This window comes from Methanofollis formosanus, assembly GCF_019633745.1.
Taxonomy (GTDB): domain Archaea; phylum Halobacteriota; class Methanomicrobia; order Methanomicrobiales; family Methanofollaceae; genus Methanofollis; species Methanofollis formosanus.
Window position 1 is genome coordinate 782,506 of record NZ_CP037968.1, and the last position, 21,130, is coordinate 803,635.

Below are 21,130 nucleotides of genomic sequence, written 5' to 3' on the forward strand. Positions count from 1 at the left end.
TTAACCGGGCCAAAATTTTATACAATCCGAAATATAATTTTCATCTGCGTGCCATCCGGATAATCCCGCATATCATGACTTGCATATTACAGAAGGCATATATGTGTTGCTGATTATCAAAACCTATCTGGACGCGGGAGCTGGTATACATTGGAAAGTTCGAAGTTAAACTCCCCGGATTCTGAGCTCTCTCTCTCCTCCCTGGCCATGGATCGGGCCGGTGACGGTGTCATGCTCATCGACCAGGAAGGCTCGATCATCTATGCCAACGAAATCTTCGGCACACTCTTCGGGCTTGCAATAGAGGGACTCGCGGGGCGCAGCGCTCTTGAGGTACTGGAGTCCGATCTCTCCCCACTCTTCGAGGACCAGATCGGATTTCAGAATCTGGTTGGGTCGATGTACCGGAAAGATCGGGAGACCAGTGGGAGAGAATGGGCCCTCACCAAACCGGGACCCCGTTGGGTGGCATACTCCAGCCACCTCGTCAGGAGCGGACCGCTCCAGGGAGTGCGGGTCGACATCTTCCGCGACATTTCAGAGCGGAAAATAGTAGAGAACGCCGTTAAAATCAGTAAAAAACGGAACCACGCACTGGTCTTATCATCCGCGGCCCCCTGTTGCACGACCGATACGACCCTCAGAATCACCTCTGCCAACGAGGCTTTCTACGACATTTTCGGTACCGAAAAGAGGGACGGTTGTTATCTCACCGACCTTATTCCCCCGGAGAGCGTCGCCCCGGTCGAGGATACCGTCCGATCCCTCACACCGGAAAAGCCGCGGCTTCCCATACAGAACCGGGACCGCGAGTGGATCGTTCACGGCATCTTCACCGACGAGGGCACCCTCGTTGAAATCCTCTGGATCTGGCAGGAAGACTGGTTCAAGGCCGGCGAACGGGTAAAGAAGATGCAGTGTCTGTACAACTTCGTACACCTCCTCCACAACGAGGAACTTCCTGAGGAGGAGACGCTCCTGAGAGGGGCGGAGATGATCGAGCGTTCGGTCCCCTGGATCCATGCCGTCGAGATCTCGGTTCCCGGCCGTCTCTCTGTGTCGGCGGGTGAAAAAGGGAAGGGAGCACGGGCCCCTCTCCCCATCGATGCCGGCGAAGGCCAGGACGGCAAGATGACCGTCTGGTACCAGAAGGAAGACCAGAAATCCACCTCCCCTTCATTCTTTCTTCTCGCCATAGCCGACGAGATCACCCTCTATCTCAGAAACAAAACCGCCCGGGAATCTGCCGAACGCTCCCGGGTCACCTACCAGACGCTCTTCGAGACGACCGGCACTGCCTCCTTCCTCCTCGGTCCCGGACTGGAGATCCAGATGGTCAACAGGGAGTTCTCCCGTATGTTCGGATACACCGAGGCCGAGATCCGGGACGGCATGTGCTGGCTCTCCTGTCTGGAAGAGGACGAGCGGGACATGGTCAGACACTTCCACCAGGCGCGGCTGAGCGATACGGGGGATGCACCCACCACCTATGAATGTCGCGCCTATGCAAAGGATGGGTCGTCGAAGAACCTCATCGTCAATGTATCCCTCATACCGGGTACCGACCTCTCAATCCTATCCCTGATCGATATCACCACAAAGAAAGAGACCGAACACGAACTCAGGGAGAGCGAACATCGCTACCGTCTCATCACCGAGAATGCCACCGACGTGATCTTCACTCTCGACCACGACCTCTGCTTCACCTACGTCAGTCCCTCGGTCCTGAAGATCACCGGCACACCTCCCGCGAGCGTGATCTCCAGGCCCATGGCCGACGTGCTCACGCCGGGATCGTTTGCACGGTTCCGAGACGCCGCCATAGAAGTCCTGGCACCTGGCGGGGAGCACGGGGAGAAGACCGTCTCTTCAAAGGTGCTTGAGATCGAAGCGCTCCGTGCTGACGGCAGCCCGCTCTGGGTTGAGGTGCGGATCAACTCCCTCCACGACGCCGAGGAGGGTGCGGCGATCGGCGTGATGGGAGTGATGCGGGACATCAGCGACCGCAAAGAGTCTGAAGAGCGGGAAACCCAGTATATCAGAGAACTCTCCTTCCTCTCCTCCGCAGCAGTGGGCTTCGTCGACCTCCCGCCGGAAGACGAGATCTACCGGTTCATCAGCGAAAATTTCCGCAGTATCTTCGATGAAGCGCTCGTCTTTGTGACGCAGTACGACAACTTCGAGCAAAAACTCATCGTCAGAGCGGTCTCCGGCCTTGACGAGGACAGAGACCCCCGCCTCTATTCCATGGCGCGCGGCAGCATCGGGACGAGCCTGCCCCTCCCCGAAGACCTCTACGACGACCTGCTTACCGGGGTGCTCACACCTCTTGACGACGGCACCGCCTCGCCGCTCCTCGCGGGGCGGATGAAGAGCGCCACCAGGGCATATCTTGACGGAGCGGTCGGTTCGATGCATGTGGCCGGGATCGCGCGCAGCGACAACCTCTTCGGGTGTGTGATCCTGGTCAGGCGGGACGACGGCTACCCCGAGGCCCTCTCCACCGTCGAGACCTTTGTCCATCTCTCTTCGGTGGCCCTCCAGAGAAGGGTTCTTGAGATGGAACTCGAGTCGACCAAATCACGTCTCCAGCATATCCTCTCCTCCAGTCCGGTCATGATCTTCTCCCTGGATCCCCCGACAGATCGGAGCGGAGGGATGGGCTTGATCACCTACGTGACCGAGAATATCATCCCTCTCCTCGGCTACGAACCCGAAGAGGTGATCTATGACTCGACCTTCTGGACGGCCACCCTCCACCCCTCGGACCGCCGCCGGATCCAGGACGAAGAGTTTCCGAAACTCCTTGAAGAAGGGCAAAAGACTCTTGAATTCAGGATGCGTCACAAGGACGGGAAATACCGCTGGCTCCACTTCGAGATGCGGGTGACCCGGGACGAGGAAGGGGACCAGGTCGAGGTGATCGGTTCTGCGATCGACATCTCCGAGCGCAAGCGGATCGAGGAGGCGCTCAGGGTGATGGACAGCGCGATCACCTCCTCGATCAACGCAATCACCATCACCGACCTGGAAGGCGACCTGGTCTTCGCAAACAACTCGGCGCTCAAACTCTGGGGCTTTGAAGAGGTCAAACAGGTGGCGGGCAAACCCCTCGAGAGGTTCTGGCAGCCGAAGAAGAAGGTCGCCAAGGCCCTCGAACGGATCGAGAAGGACGGCGGCTGGATGGGCGAACTTGTCGGGAAGAAGAAAGGGGGCAAGAAGTTCCATGCCAGCGTCTCGGCAAGCATGGTCACCGACGAGGAGGAAGACCCGCTCTGTATGATGTTCTCCTTTATGGACATCACCGAGCGGACCGAGATCGAGGAGGAACTGGCAAGGTACCGTTCGCACCTGGAAGAGATCGTCTTCGAACGAACGAAGAAACTGACCGAGACGAACGAACTGCTCAGCGCCGAGATCGCCGAACGGAAACGGGCGGAAGAGCACATCAGAGCACTCAGCAACTTCAGGGAGAGCATCATCGAGAACGCCACGATGCTCCTTGCGGTCACGGACAGCGAGGGACGGGTCACGGTCTGGAACCAGGCGGCCGAGGAGGTCACCGGGTATGCCAGAGACGAGGTGGTCGGCGGTGCGGAGATCTGGGAACGCCTCGTCCCTGATCCCACAGTCTGGGCAGAGGTCATGAAGGTGGTGCAGGGCGCGCGCACCGAATCCGACATCCTGAGAAATCTTGAGGTGACGGTCCGCGCCAGTGACGGGGAGGAGAAGATCCTTCTCTGGAACGCGCGCACGCTCAGAGACGAAGAGGGGCGTCCCCAGGGGATCGTCACGCTTGCCAAGGACATCACCGAACGCAAGAGGATGGAGGAGGAGGTCAGGGCGAGCGAAGCACGGTACCGCGCCGTGGTCGAGGACCAGACCGAATGGATCTGTCGCTTCAGGCCCGACATGAGTCTGACCTTCGTCAACGAGGCGTGTTGCAGATCGTTTGGCTTTACCAGAGACGAACTCCTTTCCACGACTCTTGACGCCATCCTCCCCACCTGGTTCACCGATCTCATCCCTTCGCTGGAGGAGCAACTGCGCGCCGGCCGGCAGAGCGTCACTCTCGACGGGAAGGTGAAGGGCCGCAGCCAGGAGGAGCGGTGGCACCAGTGGACGGTCAGGGCCATCTTCGCCCCGGACGGTATGGTCACCGAGTATCAGGTGGTGGGGAGGGACGTCACCATGGTCAAGAAGGCGGAGGAAGAGTTTGTCAGGACCGAGAAACTCCTTTCCCTCTCTGATCTGGCGGGGGGGATCGCCCACGACTTCAACAACATCCTCACCTCGGTGATGGGCAACATCAACCTGGCCAAGATGAAACTCGCTCCCGAAGACTTTGTCTACCAGCGGTTGACCGAGGCGGAGGCGGCGACGATGAAAGCGGGCGACATCACCCGCCAGCTCTTCAGTTTCTCCGACCTCTCCGAACCTGAGAAGGAGACGGTCGATATCGCCGACCTGGCCCGCGAGGCCGCGAGTTACGCCCTGCGCGGCTCGAAGTGCAAATGCCGGTTCGCCCTCGAACCGCTGCCGATGCCGGTGATGGGCGATGCCGCCCAGCTCCTCCAGGTCCTCCATGCCCTCATCATCAACGCAGACCAGGCTATGCCGGAGGGCGGGACGGTTGCCATCGGCGCGGGGCCCGTGGAGGTCTCCGGGAGCGACCCAATCCCGCTCCCGAAAGGGCGTTATGTCAGGATCACGGTCGAAGACCGCGGCGTGGGGATCTCACCCGAGCACATGAGCAGGATCTTCGACCCGTACTTCACCACCAAGAAGCACGGGTCAGGGATCGGGCTGGCGATGGCCCTCCCGATCATCAAGAACCACGGCGGATGGATGGACGTCGTTTCGGAGCCTGGAATCGGGACGACGTTCTCTATTTATCTTCCTACGGCGGCAAATGATATCGGTGAGCAGATGAAACCCGCAGTCATCACTCAGGGCGGGTCAGGTTCTATCCTCCTGATGGACGACGAAGCCGGGATCCTGGAGACGACGAGCGACCTTCTCAGGCACCTCGGCTACACGGTCGCAACGGCATATGACGGCGAGGAGGCGGTGGCCAGGTTCGCCGAGGCACAGGACGCCGGCACCCCCTTCGACGGCGTCATCCTCGACCTGACGGTCCCGGGGAAGATGGGAGGTCTCGAGACCATGAAACAACTGAAACAACTGGACCCCGAGGTGCGGGTCCTGGTGTCCAGCGGTTATCTCAACGACCCGATCATCAAGAACCCCGGTAAGTATGGGTTCTACGGGAGCATCGGGAAACCGTACATGTTCGAAGAACTGAGCCGGACTCTTCAGGAACTTCTTGGCCGGTAAGGCAACAACCACTTTTTTTCGGCTCTTTCCAGCGGCCCCCTCCGAGGAACACGATTCAGTATGCTTATTGGGCCGCACCTCCCAGTACACCCTGCTATGACCGAGGGATCACCCGCCGATGGCAGGGAAGAGGCGTTCGCCCTCTATGAAGCAGGACATTACCGCGAGTCGATCGAGTGTTGCAACGCACTCCCCGGCGGGAAGGATGACCCTTCGGTCGCGGTCCTCGTCGTGACCAACTATTTTGCCCTCGGCGAGTACGACGAGGCCGAAGTGCGTCTGCGCGATCTCATTACGCACTCGCCGGACTCGTCATATTACCACAGTTTCCTCGGGAAGGTACTGGAGACCGCCGGAAAGGAAGGAGGAACCGCTGCGTACGCCCGGGCGGTCCAACTTGATCCCGGGAACGAGGAGGCGTTGCGGGCCTATGCGGCGCACTTCACCGGGTTGGGCGACCACCGCGCCGCCCTGCCTCTCCTTTCGGCCCTCGTGTCCATCTCAGGGAAGCGGGACGACGCTATCGCCCTGATGCGCAGCCTCATCGAGACCGGCGACGGCGAGCGGGCGCTGGAGGTCCATGCGTCGCTCTCCGGCAGCGAGGGAGCGGAGACCGAATACATCGATGCCCTGATGATCGCCGGGAGACACCGGGAGGCGGCGAAGACGGCTCTTGCAGCATACCGCTCATGCCGTGACCCCGGGTTCCTGCGCCAGCACCTCGCCGCGCTGGCAATCTTCGACCGCCCCGCCGCCCTGCATCTCTTCCCGACGTTCCTCCAGGAATGCCCGGACGACGACCTGGCCCTCGACTATGTCCTCCTCCTCAAGTCCGAAAAACGGTGCCGGGAGGCGCTGGAGGCCTGCAAACGACTCATCGAAGAGAGGCCGGACCCGATCCACCAGCTCGTCGCCTGCGAACTCGTGGCCGGGACCGGTGAGACCGACCTGGCACAGCAGGGATATGAAGAACTGATCAGAGAGGAGATCAGGCAGGGCAACGACCTTGAGACGCTCTCGATGATCATCGGGGCGTACGAGGGTTTTCTCAGGAAAGCGTACACCCTGACGACCGTGCCCGGGTGTTACCTCTCGGTGGTCTCGGGCGACCCGAACGTGGTCAGTCTGGTGCGGACCGGTTGGTTCTATGCCTCCTTCGGGGAGACGAAAGAGGCACGCGAATGGCTGTACCGGGCCTACCGCCTCGACTACCTCAACGGTGGGGTCGAGTATGCCGGGTTCCTGGCACAGGAGGGAGACCTGCGCGAGTGCGAGAAGGTGCTTCTCTATGTCCTTACTCACCTCAAAAAGACCGGGGACCTGGTGCGGGTGGCTGAGACGGTTCTCGAGGCGAAGCGCGGGTGGCAGAAGATGCAGCGCCTGGTCGAAGCTCTCATCACCAGGTTCTCCGGCGAAATCGGGACCCTCGGGCCCGAAGGAGTAGAGGTCTTTGCCAGGGTTTATCTCTGCGCCGCAGAGGGGGCGCTCGAGGCAGGCGAGTACGTGCGGTGCAAAGAATGCTGCCTGTACGGGCTTGATCTGACCAGAACCCATACCGACGAGTTCTTCGATCTCGTCGCCCGGTGCAAGAGGGCGACGGTGGCCGAACGACCGGTGCTCTCCTTCGGCAACACCGGTCCTGCGGGGAAGAGCAAGGAGAAGGAGGAGAGCGACGACCTCCTCGACCTGGAACTTGACGAACGCGAAGAGGCGCTCGTCGCCTTTTTAAAACAGCACCGAGAGAGCAATGAAGAAGAACTCCGCAAAGTGCTCGGGACGAGGCGGGTGAGCGGGACGGTCAACCGGCTCATCAAAAAGGCGGCAGACATCGGAATTTCCCTCATCGAGAAACAGGGGATGGGTGAGCACGGCGAGATCTATGTCTACTGCGGGAAGTGAAGAGGATGGACGAGAAGAAGGCTGAGAGTATCGGGATTATCAACGCCCTCAGGCGCGGCACCGTGCCGGCCGCAGGGCTCGAGCGACTTGCGGTCGGACTCGATGTCGAGGGACGGGTGATCGGCGAGCAACTCGAGTACGTCGCCTCGGGTGGGGCGGATGTCAAGTTCGTACGCGGGGACTACGGGAGCGGAAAGACCTTTCTGGTGGCGCGGGCGCTTGAGATCGCACGCGAGAAAGGGTTTGCGACCGCCCATGTGATGATCTCGGCCGACACGCCGCTCCACAAGTTGGGGGCGCTATATTACCGGATCCTTTCGTCCCTGCGGACGGCCGAGCACGAGAACGCCCTCAAGGAGGTCATCGACAACTGGACCTTCTCGATCGAGGAGCGGATCATCGAGGTTGAGAAGACCGAGGAGGACGAGGCACTGGAGGCCGGGACAGTGGCGCGGATCGAGGAGGCGCTCACCGACATCTCGGCAGTCAACCCGGCACTGGCGGCGGCGCTGCGGGTCTACTACACCGCCAACAACGCGGGAGATTTCCAGCTCGCCCAGGCAGCACTCGGCTGGCTCTCCGGCGAGCCCCATGTCGGCCGCGACTTCCGCCGGGCGGCCGGGGTGAAGGGCGAGGTCGACGAGGTCTCGGCTCTGGTCTTTCTCCAGGGGATCGTGCGGGTGATCCGGGGAGCGGGGTACCGCGGTCTCGCCGTGGCCGTCGACGAGGTCGAGACGGTGCAGGCCCTCCCCTCCAACCTGCGGCAGCGGGGTTACAACAACCTCCGCCAGATCGTCGACGCCGCCGACCGCGGGCAGATGCCCTGCTGCTATTTCCTCTTCACCGGGACGCCGGCCTTTTTCGAAGGCTCGAAGGGGATCAGGTCGCTCCCGCCGCTGTACGACCGGTTGAAGGTCGTAGGGGCCGACGGGTATGCCAATCCCCTCCAGGCCCAGATCGAACTCTCGCCCTTCGACGGGCAGAAACTCGAGTCGGCCGCCCGGAAGGTCTCCGAGATCTACTCGGACGCGTATGGGCCGGTGGACCGGGAGCGGATCTCTCACCGTTTTGTCAGGGGGATGATCGAGGGAGTCACCTCGCGCTTCGGCGGGCGGGTGGATGTCATCCCGCGGGTCTTCCTGCGCGAGTTCGTCGATGTCCTGGACAAGTGCGAACTCTATACCGACTACGACCCGGGCAAGACCTATGCCTTCGATGCCGGGAAGGTGAAGCAGGAACTGAACGAGGAGGAAGAGGCCTTCTTTGAGGTCGAGTTCTGAGGGGTGCATGAGATGAGCGAGAGACCCGGAAAACAGAAGTATGCAGCAGAGGTCACCGACGGTGAGGGGGTGGACGACCTCTTCCTCCTCAAGACCTTCGAGGTGAAGCAGAAGAAGGACGGGAGCCCGTATATCTGGGCAGAGATCGCCGACGTCACCGGCACGCTCTCCTGCTTTATCTGGGGCGTGCAGGGGTACGGTGACACAGTCATGGAGATCGCCTCATCCCTGCGGCCCGGGGAGGTTTACCAGGTGCGGGGTTTTGCGAAGATCTACAACGGATCGGTCCAGGTCTCGGTGAACGAGGGGATCGCCGCCCTCGCCGAACCGGTCTCTCCCGCGCTCGTCGATCCGAACGACTATGTCTCCTCGCCGGTCAAAGACCTGGACCTGAAGGGCGGGGTGCTCAGGATGGCCGGCGAGATCACCGACCCGGTGCTCGGCCAGATGGTGCTGGAGGCGATCTCGTCGGTCGACGGGTTCTTCATCAAACCCGCGGCAAAGGGGAGGCACCACGAGTACAGGGGAGGGCTTGCAGAGCACACGCTCGAGACGGCCAGGATCGCGCTGGCGGCCTGCGAGGCCGGACGGACCGATGCCGACCGCGACCTGGTCATCGCCGGCGCCCTTCTCCACGACATCGGGAAGGCTTTCTGTTTCGAGGAGCAGGGGCTCGGCTTTGCGGCGCAGCCGGAATACGACCTCGTCGGCCACGTCACGCTTGGCGTGTCCTATATCGCTCCCATCGCAAAGAAGCGCCTGCCGGCCGGGAAGGCCGCTCACCTCCTCCACATCCTCCAGGCCCACCACGGGCCGCACGGCGAGGTGCCCTGCCAGACGCCCGAGGCCTGGACGGTCCACCTCGCCGACCTGACCAGCGCCACCCTCAGGGAGGCCGCCGACGACCAGGCCGATCTCGTCCCGGGAAGCGGGAAGAGAAATGGATGGCGATCAGGCGGACCGGTCTGGCGTTTCGAGTGACCGGCACCCTGCAACGAGTTTTTTCGGTGGGGTTGCTGACGCTCAGCGCCCGAGAATCATTCTTATTCTGGCTTTGAGGTCATCCCAAAACTCTTCAGTCCTCCTCCTCTCAGAAGATAGCGGTGGATGTGGAGAAAATATCCTCCCCTTTTCGTTGCGCACCCATGCATTCATGCCTTCCCACACCGCCGCGCCGGGGGGGCTAGCACCCCGGACCCCCGGGATTACGATGGGGCCGGGAAGGCAGAGAAATAGCCATGAGATCATCCCTAAACTTCTCTGGCCTTGATAGGAGAGTGGAAGAACTTTCTGAAGCACAGTGTCTTTCAAGAGATTGTTGCCGGCCCTCCCCTATCTTCGTCGTGGGGGGTCCGGGGATTTCCCCCGGCAGAAGAGAGCAAGGAAACACGCTTTCTTCTCTTTGTGGGCGGCACGGCTGATCGATCTGCTTCCCTCTGTTACTCACACAGGGGCCGCCGCCCTGGACCTCTGGGATGGCGATTGAAGTGGGGGAGGCAGAGGAATGGCTGGAAAGTGTCTCGATCCTGATGATTGATCGAGCCCCGACTACTTCTGGGATATGCTCATAGAGGTCATCCCAAAACTCTGGCCCTGGCGGGTGATGGGAAGAAGTTTCTGAAGTACAGTGTCGTTCAAGAGATTGCTGCCGCCCCGCCCCTATCTTCGTCGTGGGGGGGTCCGGGGGGTCTCCCCCCGGCGCGAGAGAGGAAGGAAACACGCTTTCTTCTCTTGGTGGGCGGCACGTCTGATCGGTCCGGCTACTTCTGGGATATGCTCATAGTAAATCTTCTTGATGGTTCTCTTCGACGGGGGGCGTGCCGTCCACCGAACCCCCCGCGCGAGCGATAGGCGGTGGACTGCAACCTCCCTTTCAGGGTCATTTCTCCGCCTTCCGCCCCAATCTTCATCCCGGGAGGAGCCCCCGGCGTGAGCATGAGGGAAGGCGATGGATGAAGGTCACAGGAGGTTGAGGTGATGAAAAGCGGATGTTTTCTACAGAGTCCTTATTTTATTGTCAGAGGACCGCTCCGACAAAAGGGAGAGGGTTTACCGTGAAAAAGACCGGAAGTCCACCGGGGCGGCGGCCCCCCGGCAGAGAGACTCCCTCGGAGGATTTGCCATGAAACAGTTTTCATGTGTATGCCTGAGGCGAGTTCTCCAGGTTCTATACATGCAGAGGGTGAGACAGCACCATCCCACACCATCCTTACACAATCCCGAACATCCCCGGAAATGGCACCCCCCTCCTGCATTGCCCATACTCCACCGCCCTCGTCCCGGCATCCCGGGTTTTCCTACCGAGGACGACTGCCCGGGTCCGGGCGGGGATGGCATGGACTTCGGCAGAGTACCCGATCTGTTCCCGCAAGACGGTACATGCCTCTTCCAGGTCGGAGGTGATGCAGAGTGTCTCGCCCGCCGCCCGGTCGACCACGATATACCGCATGGCCGGCACTTCCTGAGAGTTCATCCAAACAAGTGTACTTTCGATCATTATTAATGATGATCTTTTAATCAGGGGTCGTATCCTCCAGACTTCCCGCACATGAAAGCAGTGGAGGAGGGATGAAGGAGAAGCCATATTAGAGAGACCATCTCCAGTATCCGGGTATTATTGTGTAGTTTTTTTGGCTCTGTAGAATTCTGCATGAGGCGAGAGGACGCCTCAAGCATACGAGATGAAAATATCATACCAGAACTGGATTGATTCTTGATCCTCATCCGTGCGTTCGAGGAGTGAATCGAAGTCGAGCATCATGCTGTCCCCCGGACCCCCACGACGAAGATAGGTGGGGGCGGCGATGGAACACGATCCCCCCAGATTCTCCTGTCTTGAATAGAGAGAGAGCAAACGACGAGAAATTTTCATCCCGTATGCTTGAGCCAGGGGTTCATGCCTGATTCTACAGAGCCCCAAAAACAGAAAAAAAGAATTCACTTCCGCCGCTGCCGGCGGAGCCGCACCGAGTTGGCGTGGGCGTGGAGGCCCTCGGCGGTGGCGAGCGACTCGACGATATCGCCGAGCGCCTCGGCGCCCTCCCTGCTGAGCATCTGGACCGATGATGTCTTGCAGAAGTGGTGGATGTCCAGGCCCGAGTACGTCCTGGCATAGCCCGCGGTCGGGAGGACGTGGTTGGTCCCCGACGCATAGTCTCCGAAGGCGACGGCCGTGTACGGCCCGACAAAGATGGAGCCGGCATGGTGGACGGCGTTGAGGGCGGCCATCGGGTCGGCGACCTGGATGGAGAGGTGTTCGGGAGCGATCTCGTCCATCGCCACGACGGCCTCGTCGAAGTCGGCGGCGACGACATAACCGGAGTTCTTAAGGGCGGCCTCGATGATCTCCCGGCGTTCGGCCGTCTCGAGTTGCCGCCTGATCTCGGCCCCGACGCGCGCGGGGAGGGTGGGGTCGGTGGTGACCAGGACGCACCCGGCATGGGGGTCGTGCTCGGCCTGGGCAAGGACGTCGGCGGCGACGAAGACCGGGTCCGCGCTGGTGTCGGCAAGCACCCCGATCTCTGAAGGACCGGCCGGGAAGTCGATCTCGGCGTGGTCTCTGAGCATCATCTTCGCTGCAGTCACAAAGACGTTTCCGGGCCCGACGATCTTCTGGACCGGGTCGATCGTTTCGGTCCCCAGTGCCATCGCGGCGATCGCCTGCGCCCCGCCGATCCGGTAGCACTCGTCCACCCCGGCCAGGTCGAGAGCGACGAGGGTGAGGGGGTGGATGGGAGGCGGGGAGCAGACACAGATCTCCTCCACTCCGGCCACCTGCGCGGGGACCGTGGTCATCAGCGCCGTCGAAGGGTATGCCGCGCGGCCGCCCGGGACATAGGCCCCGACTCGGTCGAGAGGCGTCGTCTTCACGCCCAGCACCACGCCGGGCTCCACCTCTTCGAGCCAGAGCGAACGGTTGCGCTGCAATTCGTGGAACCGCCTGATATTGGCCTCGGCATCGGCGAGGGCGTCGACCAGCGCCTCATCCACCTCGTCGTACGCCGCCTCGAACTCCTCAGGGGCGACCGCCAGGTCTTCCAGTTCGATGCGGTCGAACTTCTTCGTAAGCGCATAGAGCGCCTCGTCCCCGTCCTGATCCACCGCCTCGACGATCCCGGCGACGGCCTCCCGCACCCCGGCGAGGTCGGCCCGCCGCCGTTCCTTCCATTCAGCAACATCCAGCGCCTTCCACATAGTGCGAAAAGATTCGACACACGAAGGCATTAAGGCTTGCCGTGAACCGGGAAGATGTCTGCTCTGAAGAGATGAATTCAGAAGAATTATTTGAGTGAGATACCAATTTACAGGGTGATGAAATCGAAATCCCTGCTGATGGCTGCGGTGCTGCTCCTTTGCGCCGCAGTCTTCCTCTGCGGGTGCACCGGCACCCAGACGACCGACGCCACCGACGATGCCACCACCCCGGCGGCCGGCGACGAGAATGTCACCAAAGTTCCCACCGAGACCGTTGCTCCGGTTGAAGGAAGCGTCCTGAACGTCTTCCACGCCGGCAGCCTGGCCAAGCCCTTCGAGGAACTCGAGCAGAAGTTCGAGGCCGCGCACCCTGGCGTCGATGTCAGGCTCTATGCCGGCGGCTCGACCAAGCTCGCCCGCGAGATCACCGAACTCGGCAAGACCGCCGACGTCTATGCCACGGCCGACTACCTGCTCATCCCCGACCTGATGGTCCCGGCAGAGAAGGCTGACTGGTATCTCACCTTCGCCAAGAACCGTCTTGTCCTCTGCTACACCAACGAGAGCAAGTACGCCAATGAACTGAACGACGCAAACTGGTACACCATCCTCGCAAAGGACGACGTCAACTGGGCTTTCTCCGACCCGAACCAGGACCCCTGCGGCTACCGCTCCCCGATGGTCATCCAGCTCGCAGAACTCCACTATGGCGACGACCAGATCTTTGAGAACACCGTCAGCGCCCACAGCAACATCACGGTGACCGAAGAGAACGGTACCTACACCATCCACGCCGCCGAGCCCGCACCCGAACTCCCGCTCCAGATCCGTCCCAAGAGCGTCGAACTCGTCCAGATGCTCCAGGCCGGCGGGCTTGACTATGCCTGGGAGTACAGGAGCGTCGCCGTCCAGCACGGTCTGAACTTCCTCGAACTCCCCGAGGCCATCGACCTCTCATCCGTCGAGTGTGCCGACACCTACAAGAAGGTGCAGATCGACTGCACCGGCGGCATAAAGGTCGCGACACCGGTCGTCTACGGCGTGACCGTCCCGACGAACGCCGAAGACCCCGCAATGGGCCTTGAGTTCGTGAAGATGCTCATCGGCGAGGAAGGCCAGGCCATCATGAACGGTCAGGGCCAGCCCCCGATCGTGCCGGCCAGCGGCTTCGGCGATGTCCCTGCCGAACTCGCAGACCTCACTTCCACCCCCTAACCTCTTTTTTTCTGTACTGAGATTTTCTCCGGCAAAAATCGCTCTTTTCCAGATGAAGAACAAAAGAACAAACTGCATGGAAGGTCCAGAATATGATCATGGGAAGAAGACGCCCCCTCCCGGACCGCTGTCTCCTCTCCTTCGCCGTCATCGGGAGCCTGCTCGTCCTGTACACGCTCCTTGCACTCCTCAACATGGCGGCCGGAGAACTTTCCGACATCCCACACCTCCTGCGTGTGGCGGCCGAGGAGAAAGTCATCGGCACCATCCTCACCACCATGGGAGCGGGCCTGGCCACCGTCGTCATCCTCCTCTTCCTCGGGATCCCGCTGGCATATGTCCTGGCCAGGACCGACTTCAGAGGGAAGGGGATCGTGGAAGCGCTCATCGACATGCCCCTGATGCTCCCGCACACCGTGGCGGGCATCATGGTCTATATCCTCTTCATGCGGCGGGGACTCATCGGTGCTCCCCTTTACGAGGTCGGGATCGTCTTTGAAGAGGCGTTCGCGGGGATCGTCGTCGCGATGCTCTTTGTCTCGGCGCCGTACTTCGTCGACGCCGTCAGGGAGGGGTTCGAGAAGGTGCCGGTCCACCTCGAAAATGTGGCCCGCACCCTGGGGGCCACCAGGTTCCAGGCATTCACCAGAGTGGTGCTCCCCCTGAGCGTGCGCCACATCTTCAACGGTTCGATTCTGGCATGGGGCCGGGCTATCGGAGAGTTCGCCGCCGTCGTGTTCATCGCCTATTACCCGTTCGTCATCTCGACGCTCATCTACAACACCTTCACGACCGACGGGATCAGGGAGAGCACTTCGGTGGCATTTGTGATGATCGTGGTCTGTTTCACCTTCTTTGCGGCGCTCAGGATCATCATGAAGCATGTGGGGAGGTACGATGATCGCGTTTGAACATGTATCACTGGAACTCGGAACTTTTGCCCTGAAGGACGTGAGTCTCTCGATCCGGCAGGGGGACCACTACTGCATCCTCGGGCCGTCGGGGGCCGGGAAGACCGTGGTCCTCGAGGCGATCGCCGGCCTCCACGCACCCAGGGAGGGACGCGTCCTCCTGCGGGGGGAGGACGTCGGCGACATCCCGCCCGAGCGGCGGGGGGTGGCGCTGGTCTACCAGGACTACTCACTCTTCCCCCACATGACCGTCAGGAAGAATATCGGCTTTGGCCTGCGTCTCAAAAAGATTCCCGGCGACGAGATCGAAAGAAGAGTGGACCGACTGCTGGAACGCTTCTCCATCACCCACCTGGCCGACCGCCACCCCCTTACGATGAGCGGCGGCGAGCAGCAGCGGGTGGCGATCGCAAGGGCGCTCGCGACCGAACCCGACATCCTCCTCCTCGACGAACCTTTCGCCGCCCTCGACCCGGTCACGAAAGAGACGTTGATGGACGAACTTGCAAGGGTGAGAAAGGAGACCGGTTTGACGGTGGTCCAGGTGACGCACGCACGCGAGGAGGCGCTGCGGCTCGCGACGCGGATCGCCGTCATCATCGACGGCCGTCTCGTCCAGGAAGATACCCGCGAAGGGGTCTTCGATACCCCGCAGTCAGTGGAGGTGGCGCGCTTCGTGGGGATGGAGAATCTCGTCGAGGGCGTCGTGGCCGCGAGCCAGGACGGGCTTGCCTCGGTCCGTGTCGGAGAGCGAATGCTCTTCGCCCTCTCGGAAGCCCGGCCGGGAACCCGGGTCTCGGTCGCCTTCAGGGCGGCGGACGTGGTCCTGGCGCGTCCGGGAGGGGATGAGAACACGGCGCGCAACCATTTAGAGGGAGCGATCACCGAGGTCGTCCCGCGAGGCGGACCGCTGGTCATGGTCAGGATCGACTGCGGTTTCCCGCTCGTCGCCATGATCACCCGCCGGTCGGCGGAAGAGAGCAGTCTCGAACCTGGAGACGAGGTCTCGGTCAGGTTCAAGGCGAGCGCCGCTCTCGCCATCCCGACAGAACAACCGGTATTCCCTTAAACCCCGCCGGACCATACGTTCTTCAATGCAGGAGAACGAGAACCCCCTCTCTTCTATGACCGGCGTGCACCGCATCGAGATGGGTGTGAACGGCCGGGTTCAGGGCGTGGGCTACCGGAGTTATGTGGCAGGCTGTGCCGCACGGACCGGTGTGGCCGGATATGTCAGAAACCTCCCTGACAGCACCGTCGAGATCGTCGCCGAAGGAGAGGCCGCGGACCTCGCTGCCTTCCTTGACGCCGTCGAAGCGCAGGACGAACCGGTGATCTCGGTCGAGGGGATCACGATCTCCCTCACAAAACCTACCGGCGAATTTACCGGTTTCGAGGCGCGGTTCGGCGACAGGAAAGAAGAGATCTTCAAGCGGAGCATGCTCGCCCTCGACCTGATGAAGGAGATCCTCAAGACCGAGCAGGAGATGCTCGCCGAGCAGAGGAAGACGAACGCCCTCCTCGAAGAACTGGTCGAGGCCGGGAAGAGATAAAATACCGGCTGTGTAGAGTCGGGGATGAACCCCCGGTTCAAGCATACGCGATTGAATATTATCGTGGAGCCCGGGAATGAGCATGGATCCCTGCTCCCCCTTTGAAACGGGACACCGGGTGGGAGCACCACCCCATTGCCGCCCCCACCTATCCTCACCGTAGGGGGTTCCGGGGGGAAAGCCCCAGGCGCGAGATGACGGTGAAAAGTCTCAATAGGGGCGGCACATCGGATCATCACGCCCTCGTAGAGATAAACGTCATCGGCACCCAACGAAGACGGCATAGATGCCGTCGACATATGGGCAGAGGATCCGCTCGAAGCCTGCTCTGGTCATCTTCTCTCTGAAGTGGGTGAAGGTGTCCAGGAATTGGTAGTTTCTCTCGCGTTTTGCGAGCATGCTCTCCGCCTCGACGGCTGGAAGACCGTTTGTTTGCATCGAATGGTACCACCGCGCGCTGAGGATCTTCTCTTCCCAAATCTCTTCGGGTCTGAAGACGTCGCCGTTGACGAACCGACCCCCCGGTTTCAGGGCGTCGTGGACGTGGCCGAGGATCATGGCCCGGTCGTCGTCGGGGAGGTGGTGGAGGCAGAGCGAGGTGAGGACGAGGTCGAACATCCCGTCCGGCCAGACTTCCCTGAAGTCCCCTTCGAGAAATGCGATCGTCTTGAGGTTCTCTTTTCTCTGCGCCACCGCGAGCATGGCCGGGTCCATGTCGATGCAGGTGACTTTCGCCTGAGGGTTGGCACTGAGGATCTGTTCGGTGACAAAACCGGTGCCGCTCCCGAGTTCGAGAACCTCGATCTTCCCCTCAGGGATGAAATCGGCGATCGTGCCGAAGAAGGCCGGTGCGTCGGAGACGATCCTGACGATCAGGTCTTCGTAGACGTCTGCCTTCTCATGAAAGTGCTCTTCTCCTTTCATGCAGATCCCTCCCACGAGAACATCTCGGCATATGATCGATACTCCCCGTCTCCTCCCGGGCAGGTGAACCGCATCCCGCTCTTCCCGCAGAGCATGCAGAGCGGCTTTGCAATTGAAGGGTCCATCTCTCCGTCAACGGTGAAGAAGCGGTCGTCGACCTCGAGCCGTTCCACCTTTCCGATGACGAGGACATATTTGTCCCTGCAGATCTCCTCGACCAGGGTGCACTCCATCCATGCGATGCACCCCTCGATGCCGGGTGGGCGCACGGTTTTCGACGGGTGGGGGGTGAGTCCGGCTTCCGCAAACTCATCGACTTCTGGAGGATAGTGGCGTGCGCAGACCATCACTTCTCGACTCATCCCGGCGGTCGGGATATTGACAACGAACTCGCCGGTCGCCCTGATGTTCTCGAGGGTATCTCGCTTCAACCACGATGCAAGGACGATCTCGTCGAGCGGTCGCAGGATCGGGGTGATGTTCCCCCAGGGCGCGGCGTTGAGCATGCCGTCAGGGGAGACGGTCGAAATGAGGACGACCGGAAGCGGGAGGACATTCTCTCTTCGGTGAGGGGGTAGTTCCATGGATCATAATTATTTTCAAAATAGTAATACTTTTTTGGAAGATCGGCATGTCCCCTCAGATCAGGCTGTGGTCCTGCCCCCCCATAGCCCGGACGACGACCTTCGCTCACCTGAAGTGGATGGTGGTGTCCGAGGTATCACTTGAGTTCGGGATATAGATCGGCACCCAGTACCCCGCACCGTCGGCGGTGCGGACCGGTGCGAGGTCTCTGGCCGGGGCGGAGGGTGTGGACGGGCCGATGACGACGACCGCGCCGCTGACTATTCCGTCATGTCTGAGCGGGGCGGCGAGGGCGGCGTAGTCCCTGTCGGCGTGGGTCAGGGTTGCCCGGGAGACGACGCAGAAGTCGGCGGAACGTCGTGCGATCTTTTTGAGGGTGTGAGCGCAACCGGTTGAGAAGACCTCCTCTGCAGGTTGGCCGACGGCATTCTCCTGGTCGACCTCGAAAAGGACGGCGGCGGCACGGTTGAGAGCGATGAGGTCGCCGGATAGCGAGAGTGCGACGACCGGGGTGGGAAGGGACTTGAGGATCCGGGCGGCGGTGAGGGTGTCTTCGTCGCAGGGATGGTGAGATTTCAGGCTTGTCAGCCTTTTTTCGTGTTCTGACAGGGTGTGTTCCATGAACTCCATCTTCATTAGAGGATATTTCGGGGTAGGAGATAAATGATAGGTATTTAACCTGTGGGTTCTGGCCGGCGCACGGGATCTCTCCCCTCATGTTCCGCAACGCTCAACAGCATGAGCATCACCCTTACGGCGTGCGGTTCAGCCGCCAGATCGCACCGCTGAGGAGAGCGGCCAGGGTTACCCAGATGAGATAAGGAAGGAGGAGGGCGGCGGCCAGACCCGAGACCCGTGAAAAGAGGACGATCGTCGCGAGCACCGCGATCCAGAGGAGGAGGATCACCACAAAACTTCCGAGGAGGGAGCGGCGACCCCAGAAGACCGTGGGCCAGAGGAGGTTGATGACGAGTTGCACCGCAAATGCCAGGAGCGCCGGTGGAGCGTTCGGGCCGTCCTCGATGATCACGATGATCGCTGCAACCGCCATCAGAAGGTAGAGCACTCCCCAGACCGGCCCGAAGACTCTCGCAGGCGGGTTAAACCATGGCTTCTTCAACGAGGCGTACCAGGTGGAGCGGTCCATTGCGTCCTCCTTCTACCCCCCGATGAAATAGACCTTTCTCTCCCCGTCGGCCGCGTCGGATTGGTGGGGGCGGCCCCTCAGATTTCTGAGATGGATTTATAGCCGGAGAGGAGGAGGAGGGTGCATGGACGCGACCATGCTCATCGGTTTTAGTGCCGGCCTGCTCACCACGGTCTCCTTCTTTCCCCAGGTGGTACGGACCCTCCGCACCCGCTCGGCCCATGACTTCTCAGCCCTGATGCTGTTCCTCCTCTTCACTGGCCTCACTCTCTGGTTGGTGTATGGTCTCCTGAGAGACGACGCGGCGATCGTCGCCACCAACGGCGTCACCGCCGCCCTGGTCGCCGTGATCGGAGGAGTGAAGGTGCGTTCAGGGTGAATGAAAAAATCTCGGCTCTGTAGAATTTTTCATGAGGCGAGCGCCCCCCTCAAGCATACGCGATGAAAATATCAGATCAGATCTGGATCGATTCTTGACCTTCATCCGTGCGTTCGAGGAGTGAATCGAATTCGAGCATCGTGCCGCCCCTCGGCTATCTTCTTCGTGGGGGGCTCCGGGGGGCAAAGCCCCCCGGCGTGAGACAGCGATGAAGGGTCTGCGATTGCGGGCGGCACGCCTGATCGATCATCACGCCTTCCCCCATCAATCGCGCCGGGGGCGCTGCCACAGAACCCCCGGGATGAAGATAGGGCCGGTCGGGAAGGCAGAGAAATGACCGTGAAGTATCTCGACCCCATGATTGATCGTGCCCGGGATTCTTCCGGGATATGCTCTCCGATAAAAAAGAAACCTGAAAATAAAACGAGGCCCTCCTCACAGGAGGGCCCGAAAAGAAGGAGATTTACTCCTTCTGGAAGATGTTGAAGATCTGGTCGCTGCCGGTGGCAGAGAGCCTGTTCCTCTCCTCGTTCTCCTCAACCAGTGCAAGGAGCGGGAGGGTCATGTCGACGCCCGGCACAAAGCCGAACATCTCCTGGAGGTCGACCTGGAGCGCGTGCATGAACAGCGAGTTCGGGATGTCCATGGCACAGAGTTCCTCGCACTGACCGCAGTTGATGCAGGAGTCGGAGATGTGGGCGAACCTGATGAGGTGGAACATGAAGTTCGGCGGGATCTCACCGGGCTTGACCAGGTACGGCTTCTTGGTGGAGCACTCGACACAGTAGCAGATCGGACAGTTCTCGATGCACTGGTAGCACTTGATACACCGGGAAGTCTCGTCCAGGATCTTCTTCAGACGGTCGCTGCCCTCACCGAGAGCCTCGAAGTCCCTGGCACGCCAGGAGTCGCCGAGCTTGAGCATGGCGTTCTCGACCTTGCCGCGGATCTCGATGCCCTTGGGGATCGGAGCCTCGGTGGCGAGCTTGCCTGCCTTGACAGCCTCGTCGAGGAGGTTCGCACCCTTCTCGGAGCAGACTTCGACGAAGGTGGCCTTGCCGGCCTTGTCGCCGATGACACCCCAGTTCCCGCAGGCGAGGTCTGCCTGGCGCGGGACCTTCATCTTGCACCGGCGGCAGTTGGACCTGCGGCCGTAGCCCTCTTCCTCGAGCTCGTCGATCTTGATGCCCTTGTGGCCCTCGGCGGTCTCGATGATGAACTGACCCTTGTCGATCTCCTCCTTGAGGACGGTGTCGGGGTCGGTCTCGAACTTGTCGGCGATCATCTTGCGGGCGGTGACCGGGCTGACCGTACCACCACAGTTGAGGCCGATCATCACGACATTGTCGAGGTTGATCTGCTGCCTCTTGGCAAGTTCGTAGATCCCCATTGCGTCGCAGCCCTTGACGGTGACCGCGATCTTCATGTCGTTGGCACCGTTGAGGTACTTCTTGAAGAGCTTGGAGAGGAGGAGCGTCCCGCAGTGGAGGGAACCCGCAGCCTGCGCAATCTCTTCGGGGTCGGTGATGAGGGTCGGGACGGCATCGTAGATGTCCGCACCCTTCTTCACGGCAAGGACCGCGTCGACCATCTTGCTCTCAAGAGCGAACTTGAGGAGCGAGGAGACGGCACCGCCGCACTCGCCCTTTGCAAGGAGGTCCTCGTCGGTCGACCATGCGTAATACATATCGCCTTTTGCTGACATT

16 protein-coding genes are annotated in these 21,130 nt (G+C 61.0%); 9 read left to right on the forward strand and 7 right to left on the reverse strand.

Annotated elements, in window-relative coordinates:
- Nucleotides 1-207 precede the first annotated feature (207 nt).
- The 4 genes from E2N92_RS03450 (at nt 208) to E2N92_RS03465 (ending at nt 9,497) form a co-directional block, all read left to right on the forward strand.
- Nucleotides 208-5,337 (forward strand): PAS domain-containing hybrid sensor histidine kinase/response regulator, encoded by a 5,130-nt coding sequence (locus E2N92_RS03450; protein WP_220682307.1) that lies wholly within the window; start codon nt 208-210, stop codon nt 5,335-5,337.
- 96 nt (nt 5,338-5,433) lie between these two features.
- Nucleotides 5,434-7,236 carry a tetratricopeptide repeat protein gene (locus E2N92_RS03455; RefSeq protein ID WP_220682308.1) on the forward strand — a complete coding sequence of 601 codons (1,803 nt, stop codon included), beginning with the start codon at nt 5,434-5,436 and terminating at the stop codon, nt 7,234-7,236.
- A gap of 5 nt (nt 7,237-7,241) precedes the next feature.
- Nucleotides 7,242-8,516, forward strand: a complete 1,275-nt coding sequence (gene brxD, locus E2N92_RS03460) for a BREX system ATP-binding protein BrxD (RefSeq protein ID WP_220682309.1) — start codon at nt 7,242-7,244, stop codon at nt 8,514-8,516.
- Between the two features lie 12 nt (nt 8,517-8,528).
- Nucleotides 8,529-9,497, forward strand: coding sequence for an HD domain-containing protein (locus E2N92_RS03465; protein ID WP_220682310.1), 969 nt, complete (start codon nt 8,529-8,531; stop codon nt 9,495-9,497).
- Between the two features lie 1,228 nt (nt 9,498-10,725).
- Here E2N92_RS03465 and E2N92_RS03470 read toward each other — a convergent pair.
- Together E2N92_RS03470 and hisD are read right to left on the reverse strand one after the other, a co-directional pair.
- Nucleotides 10,726-10,989 (reverse strand): hypothetical protein, encoded by a 264-nt coding sequence (locus tag E2N92_RS03470; protein ID WP_220682311.1) that lies wholly within the window; start codon nt 10,987-10,989, stop codon nt 10,726-10,728.
- 464 nt (nt 10,990-11,453) lie between these two features.
- Nucleotides 11,454-12,710, reverse strand: a complete 1,257-nt coding sequence (hisD, locus tag E2N92_RS03475; RefSeq protein ID WP_220682312.1) for a histidinol dehydrogenase — start codon at nt 12,708-12,710, stop codon at nt 11,454-11,456.
- A gap of 117 nt (nt 12,711-12,827) precedes the next feature.
- Here hisD and wtpA point away from each other — a divergent pair, with 117 nt between their 5' ends.
- The 4 genes from wtpA (at nt 12,828) to E2N92_RS03495 (ending at nt 16,389) form a co-directional block, all read left to right on the forward strand.
- Nucleotides 12,828-13,925, forward strand: a complete 1,098-nt coding sequence (gene wtpA / locus E2N92_RS03480) for a tungstate ABC transporter substrate-binding protein WtpA (RefSeq protein ID WP_246589297.1) — start codon at nt 12,828-12,830, stop codon at nt 13,923-13,925.
- Between the two features lie 98 nt (nt 13,926-14,023).
- Entirely contained in the window at nt 14,024-14,836 is an 813-nt protein-coding gene (locus E2N92_RS03485; RefSeq protein WP_220682313.1) for an ABC transporter permease, read from the forward strand.
- Nucleotides 14,823-15,905: an ABC transporter ATP-binding protein gene (locus E2N92_RS03490; protein ID WP_220682314.1), complete on the forward strand. Its 1,083-nt coding sequence runs from the start codon at nt 14,823-14,825 to the stop codon at nt 15,903-15,905. Before E2N92_RS03485 ends, E2N92_RS03490 begins: the two co-directional genes overlap by 14 nt.
- A 25-nt stretch (nt 15,906-15,930) precedes the next feature.
- Nucleotides 15,931-16,389, forward strand: coding sequence for an acylphosphatase (locus tag E2N92_RS03495; RefSeq protein WP_246589298.1), 459 nt, complete (start codon nt 15,931-15,933; stop codon nt 16,387-16,389).
- 258 nt (nt 16,390-16,647) lie between these two features.
- Here E2N92_RS03495 and E2N92_RS03500 read toward each other — a convergent pair whose 3' ends face one another.
- The 4 genes from E2N92_RS03500 to E2N92_RS03515 form a co-directional block, all read right to left on the reverse strand.
- On the reverse strand, nt 16,648-17,313 hold the full coding sequence (locus E2N92_RS03500; RefSeq protein WP_220682315.1) for a class I SAM-dependent methyltransferase: 666 nt from the start codon (nt 17,311-17,313) through the stop codon (nt 16,648-16,650).
- Nucleotides 17,310-17,897 (reverse strand): flavin reductase family protein, encoded by a 588-nt coding sequence (locus E2N92_RS03505; RefSeq protein ID WP_220682316.1) that lies wholly within the window; start codon nt 17,895-17,897, stop codon nt 17,310-17,312. Before E2N92_RS03505 ends, E2N92_RS03500 begins: the two co-directional genes overlap by 4 nt.
- A gap of 106 nt (nt 17,898-18,003) precedes the next feature.
- On the reverse strand, nt 18,004-18,534 hold the full coding sequence (locus E2N92_RS03510; protein ID WP_220682317.1) for a PAS domain-containing protein: 531 nt from the start codon (nt 18,532-18,534) through the stop codon (nt 18,004-18,006).
- A gap of 115 nt (nt 18,535-18,649) precedes the next feature.
- The gene (locus E2N92_RS03515) at nt 18,650-19,045 is read right to left on the reverse strand and encodes a TspO/MBR family protein (RefSeq protein ID WP_220682318.1); all 396 of its coding nucleotides are present in this window, start codon (nt 19,043-19,045) and stop codon (nt 18,650-18,652) included.
- A gap of 124 nt (nt 19,046-19,169) precedes the next feature.
- On the opposite strand from E2N92_RS03515, the gene E2N92_RS03520 reads away from it, so the two are divergent.
- The gene (locus tag E2N92_RS03520) at nt 19,170-19,424 is read left to right on the forward strand and encodes a SemiSWEET family sugar transporter (RefSeq protein WP_220682319.1); all 255 of its coding nucleotides are present in this window, start codon (nt 19,170-19,172) and stop codon (nt 19,422-19,424) included.
- A 463-nt stretch (nt 19,425-19,887) separates the two neighbouring features.
- Here the strand turns inward: E2N92_RS03520 and E2N92_RS03525 are convergent, their stop codons facing one another.
- Nucleotides 19,888-21,129, reverse strand: coding sequence for a Coenzyme F420 hydrogenase/dehydrogenase, beta subunit C-terminal domain (locus E2N92_RS03525; protein ID WP_220682320.1), 1,242 nt, complete (start codon nt 21,127-21,129; stop codon nt 19,888-19,890).
- Between the last annotated feature and the right edge of the window lies 1 nt (nt 21,130).

Excerpts from the sequence above, each read along its gene's own strand:
- E2N92_RS03505 (WP_220682316.1), bottom strand. The coding sequence starts at position 17,897 with ATGGAACTACCCCCTCACCGAAGAGAGAATGTCCTCCCGCTTCCGGTC.
- E2N92_RS03465 (WP_220682310.1), top strand. The coding sequence starts at position 8,529 with ATGAGCGAGAGACCCGGAAAACAGAAGTATGCAGCAGAGGTCACCGAC.
- E2N92_RS03455 (WP_220682308.1), top strand. The coding sequence starts at position 5,434 with ATGACCGAGGGATCACCCGCCGATGGCAGGGAAGAGGCGTTCGCCCTC.
- E2N92_RS03510 (WP_220682317.1), bottom strand. The coding sequence starts at position 18,534 with ATGAAGATGGAGTTCATGGAACACACCCTGTCAGAACACGAAAAAAGG.
- brxD (WP_220682309.1), top strand. The coding sequence starts at position 7,242 with ATGGACGAGAAGAAGGCTGAGAGTATCGGGATTATCAACGCCCTCAGG.
- E2N92_RS03500 (WP_220682315.1), bottom strand. The coding sequence starts at position 17,313 with ATGAAAGGAGAAGAGCACTTTCATGAGAAGGCAGACGTCTACGAAGAC.
- E2N92_RS03515 (WP_220682318.1), bottom strand. The coding sequence starts at position 19,045 with ATGGACCGCTCCACCTGGTACGCCTCGTTGAAGAAGCCATGGTTTAAC.
- E2N92_RS03495 (WP_246589298.1), top strand. The coding sequence starts at position 15,931 with ATGCAGGAGAACGAGAACCCCCTCTCTTCTATGACCGGCGTGCACCGC.
- hisD (WP_220682312.1), bottom strand. The coding sequence starts at position 12,710 with ATGTGGAAGGCGCTGGATGTTGCTGAATGGAAGGAACGGCGGCGGGCC.
- E2N92_RS03490 (WP_220682314.1), top strand. The coding sequence starts at position 14,823 with ATGATCGCGTTTGAACATGTATCACTGGAACTCGGAACTTTTGCCCTG.
- E2N92_RS03485 (WP_220682313.1), top strand. The coding sequence starts at position 14,024 with ATGGGAAGAAGACGCCCCCTCCCGGACCGCTGTCTCCTCTCCTTCGCC.
- E2N92_RS03525 (WP_220682320.1), bottom strand. The coding sequence starts at position 21,129 with ATGTCAGCAAAAGGCGATATGTATTACGCATGGTCGACCGACGAGGAC.
- E2N92_RS03470 (WP_220682311.1), bottom strand. The coding sequence starts at position 10,989 with ATGAACTCTCAGGAAGTGCCGGCCATGCGGTATATCGTGGTCGACCGG.
- E2N92_RS03450 (WP_220682307.1), top strand. The coding sequence starts at position 208 with ATGGATCGGGCCGGTGACGGTGTCATGCTCATCGACCAGGAAGGCTCG.
- E2N92_RS03520 (WP_220682319.1), top strand. The coding sequence starts at position 19,170 with ATGGACGCGACCATGCTCATCGGTTTTAGTGCCGGCCTGCTCACCACG.
- wtpA (WP_246589297.1), top strand. The coding sequence starts at position 12,828 with ATGAAATCGAAATCCCTGCTGATGGCTGCGGTGCTGCTCCTTTGCGCC.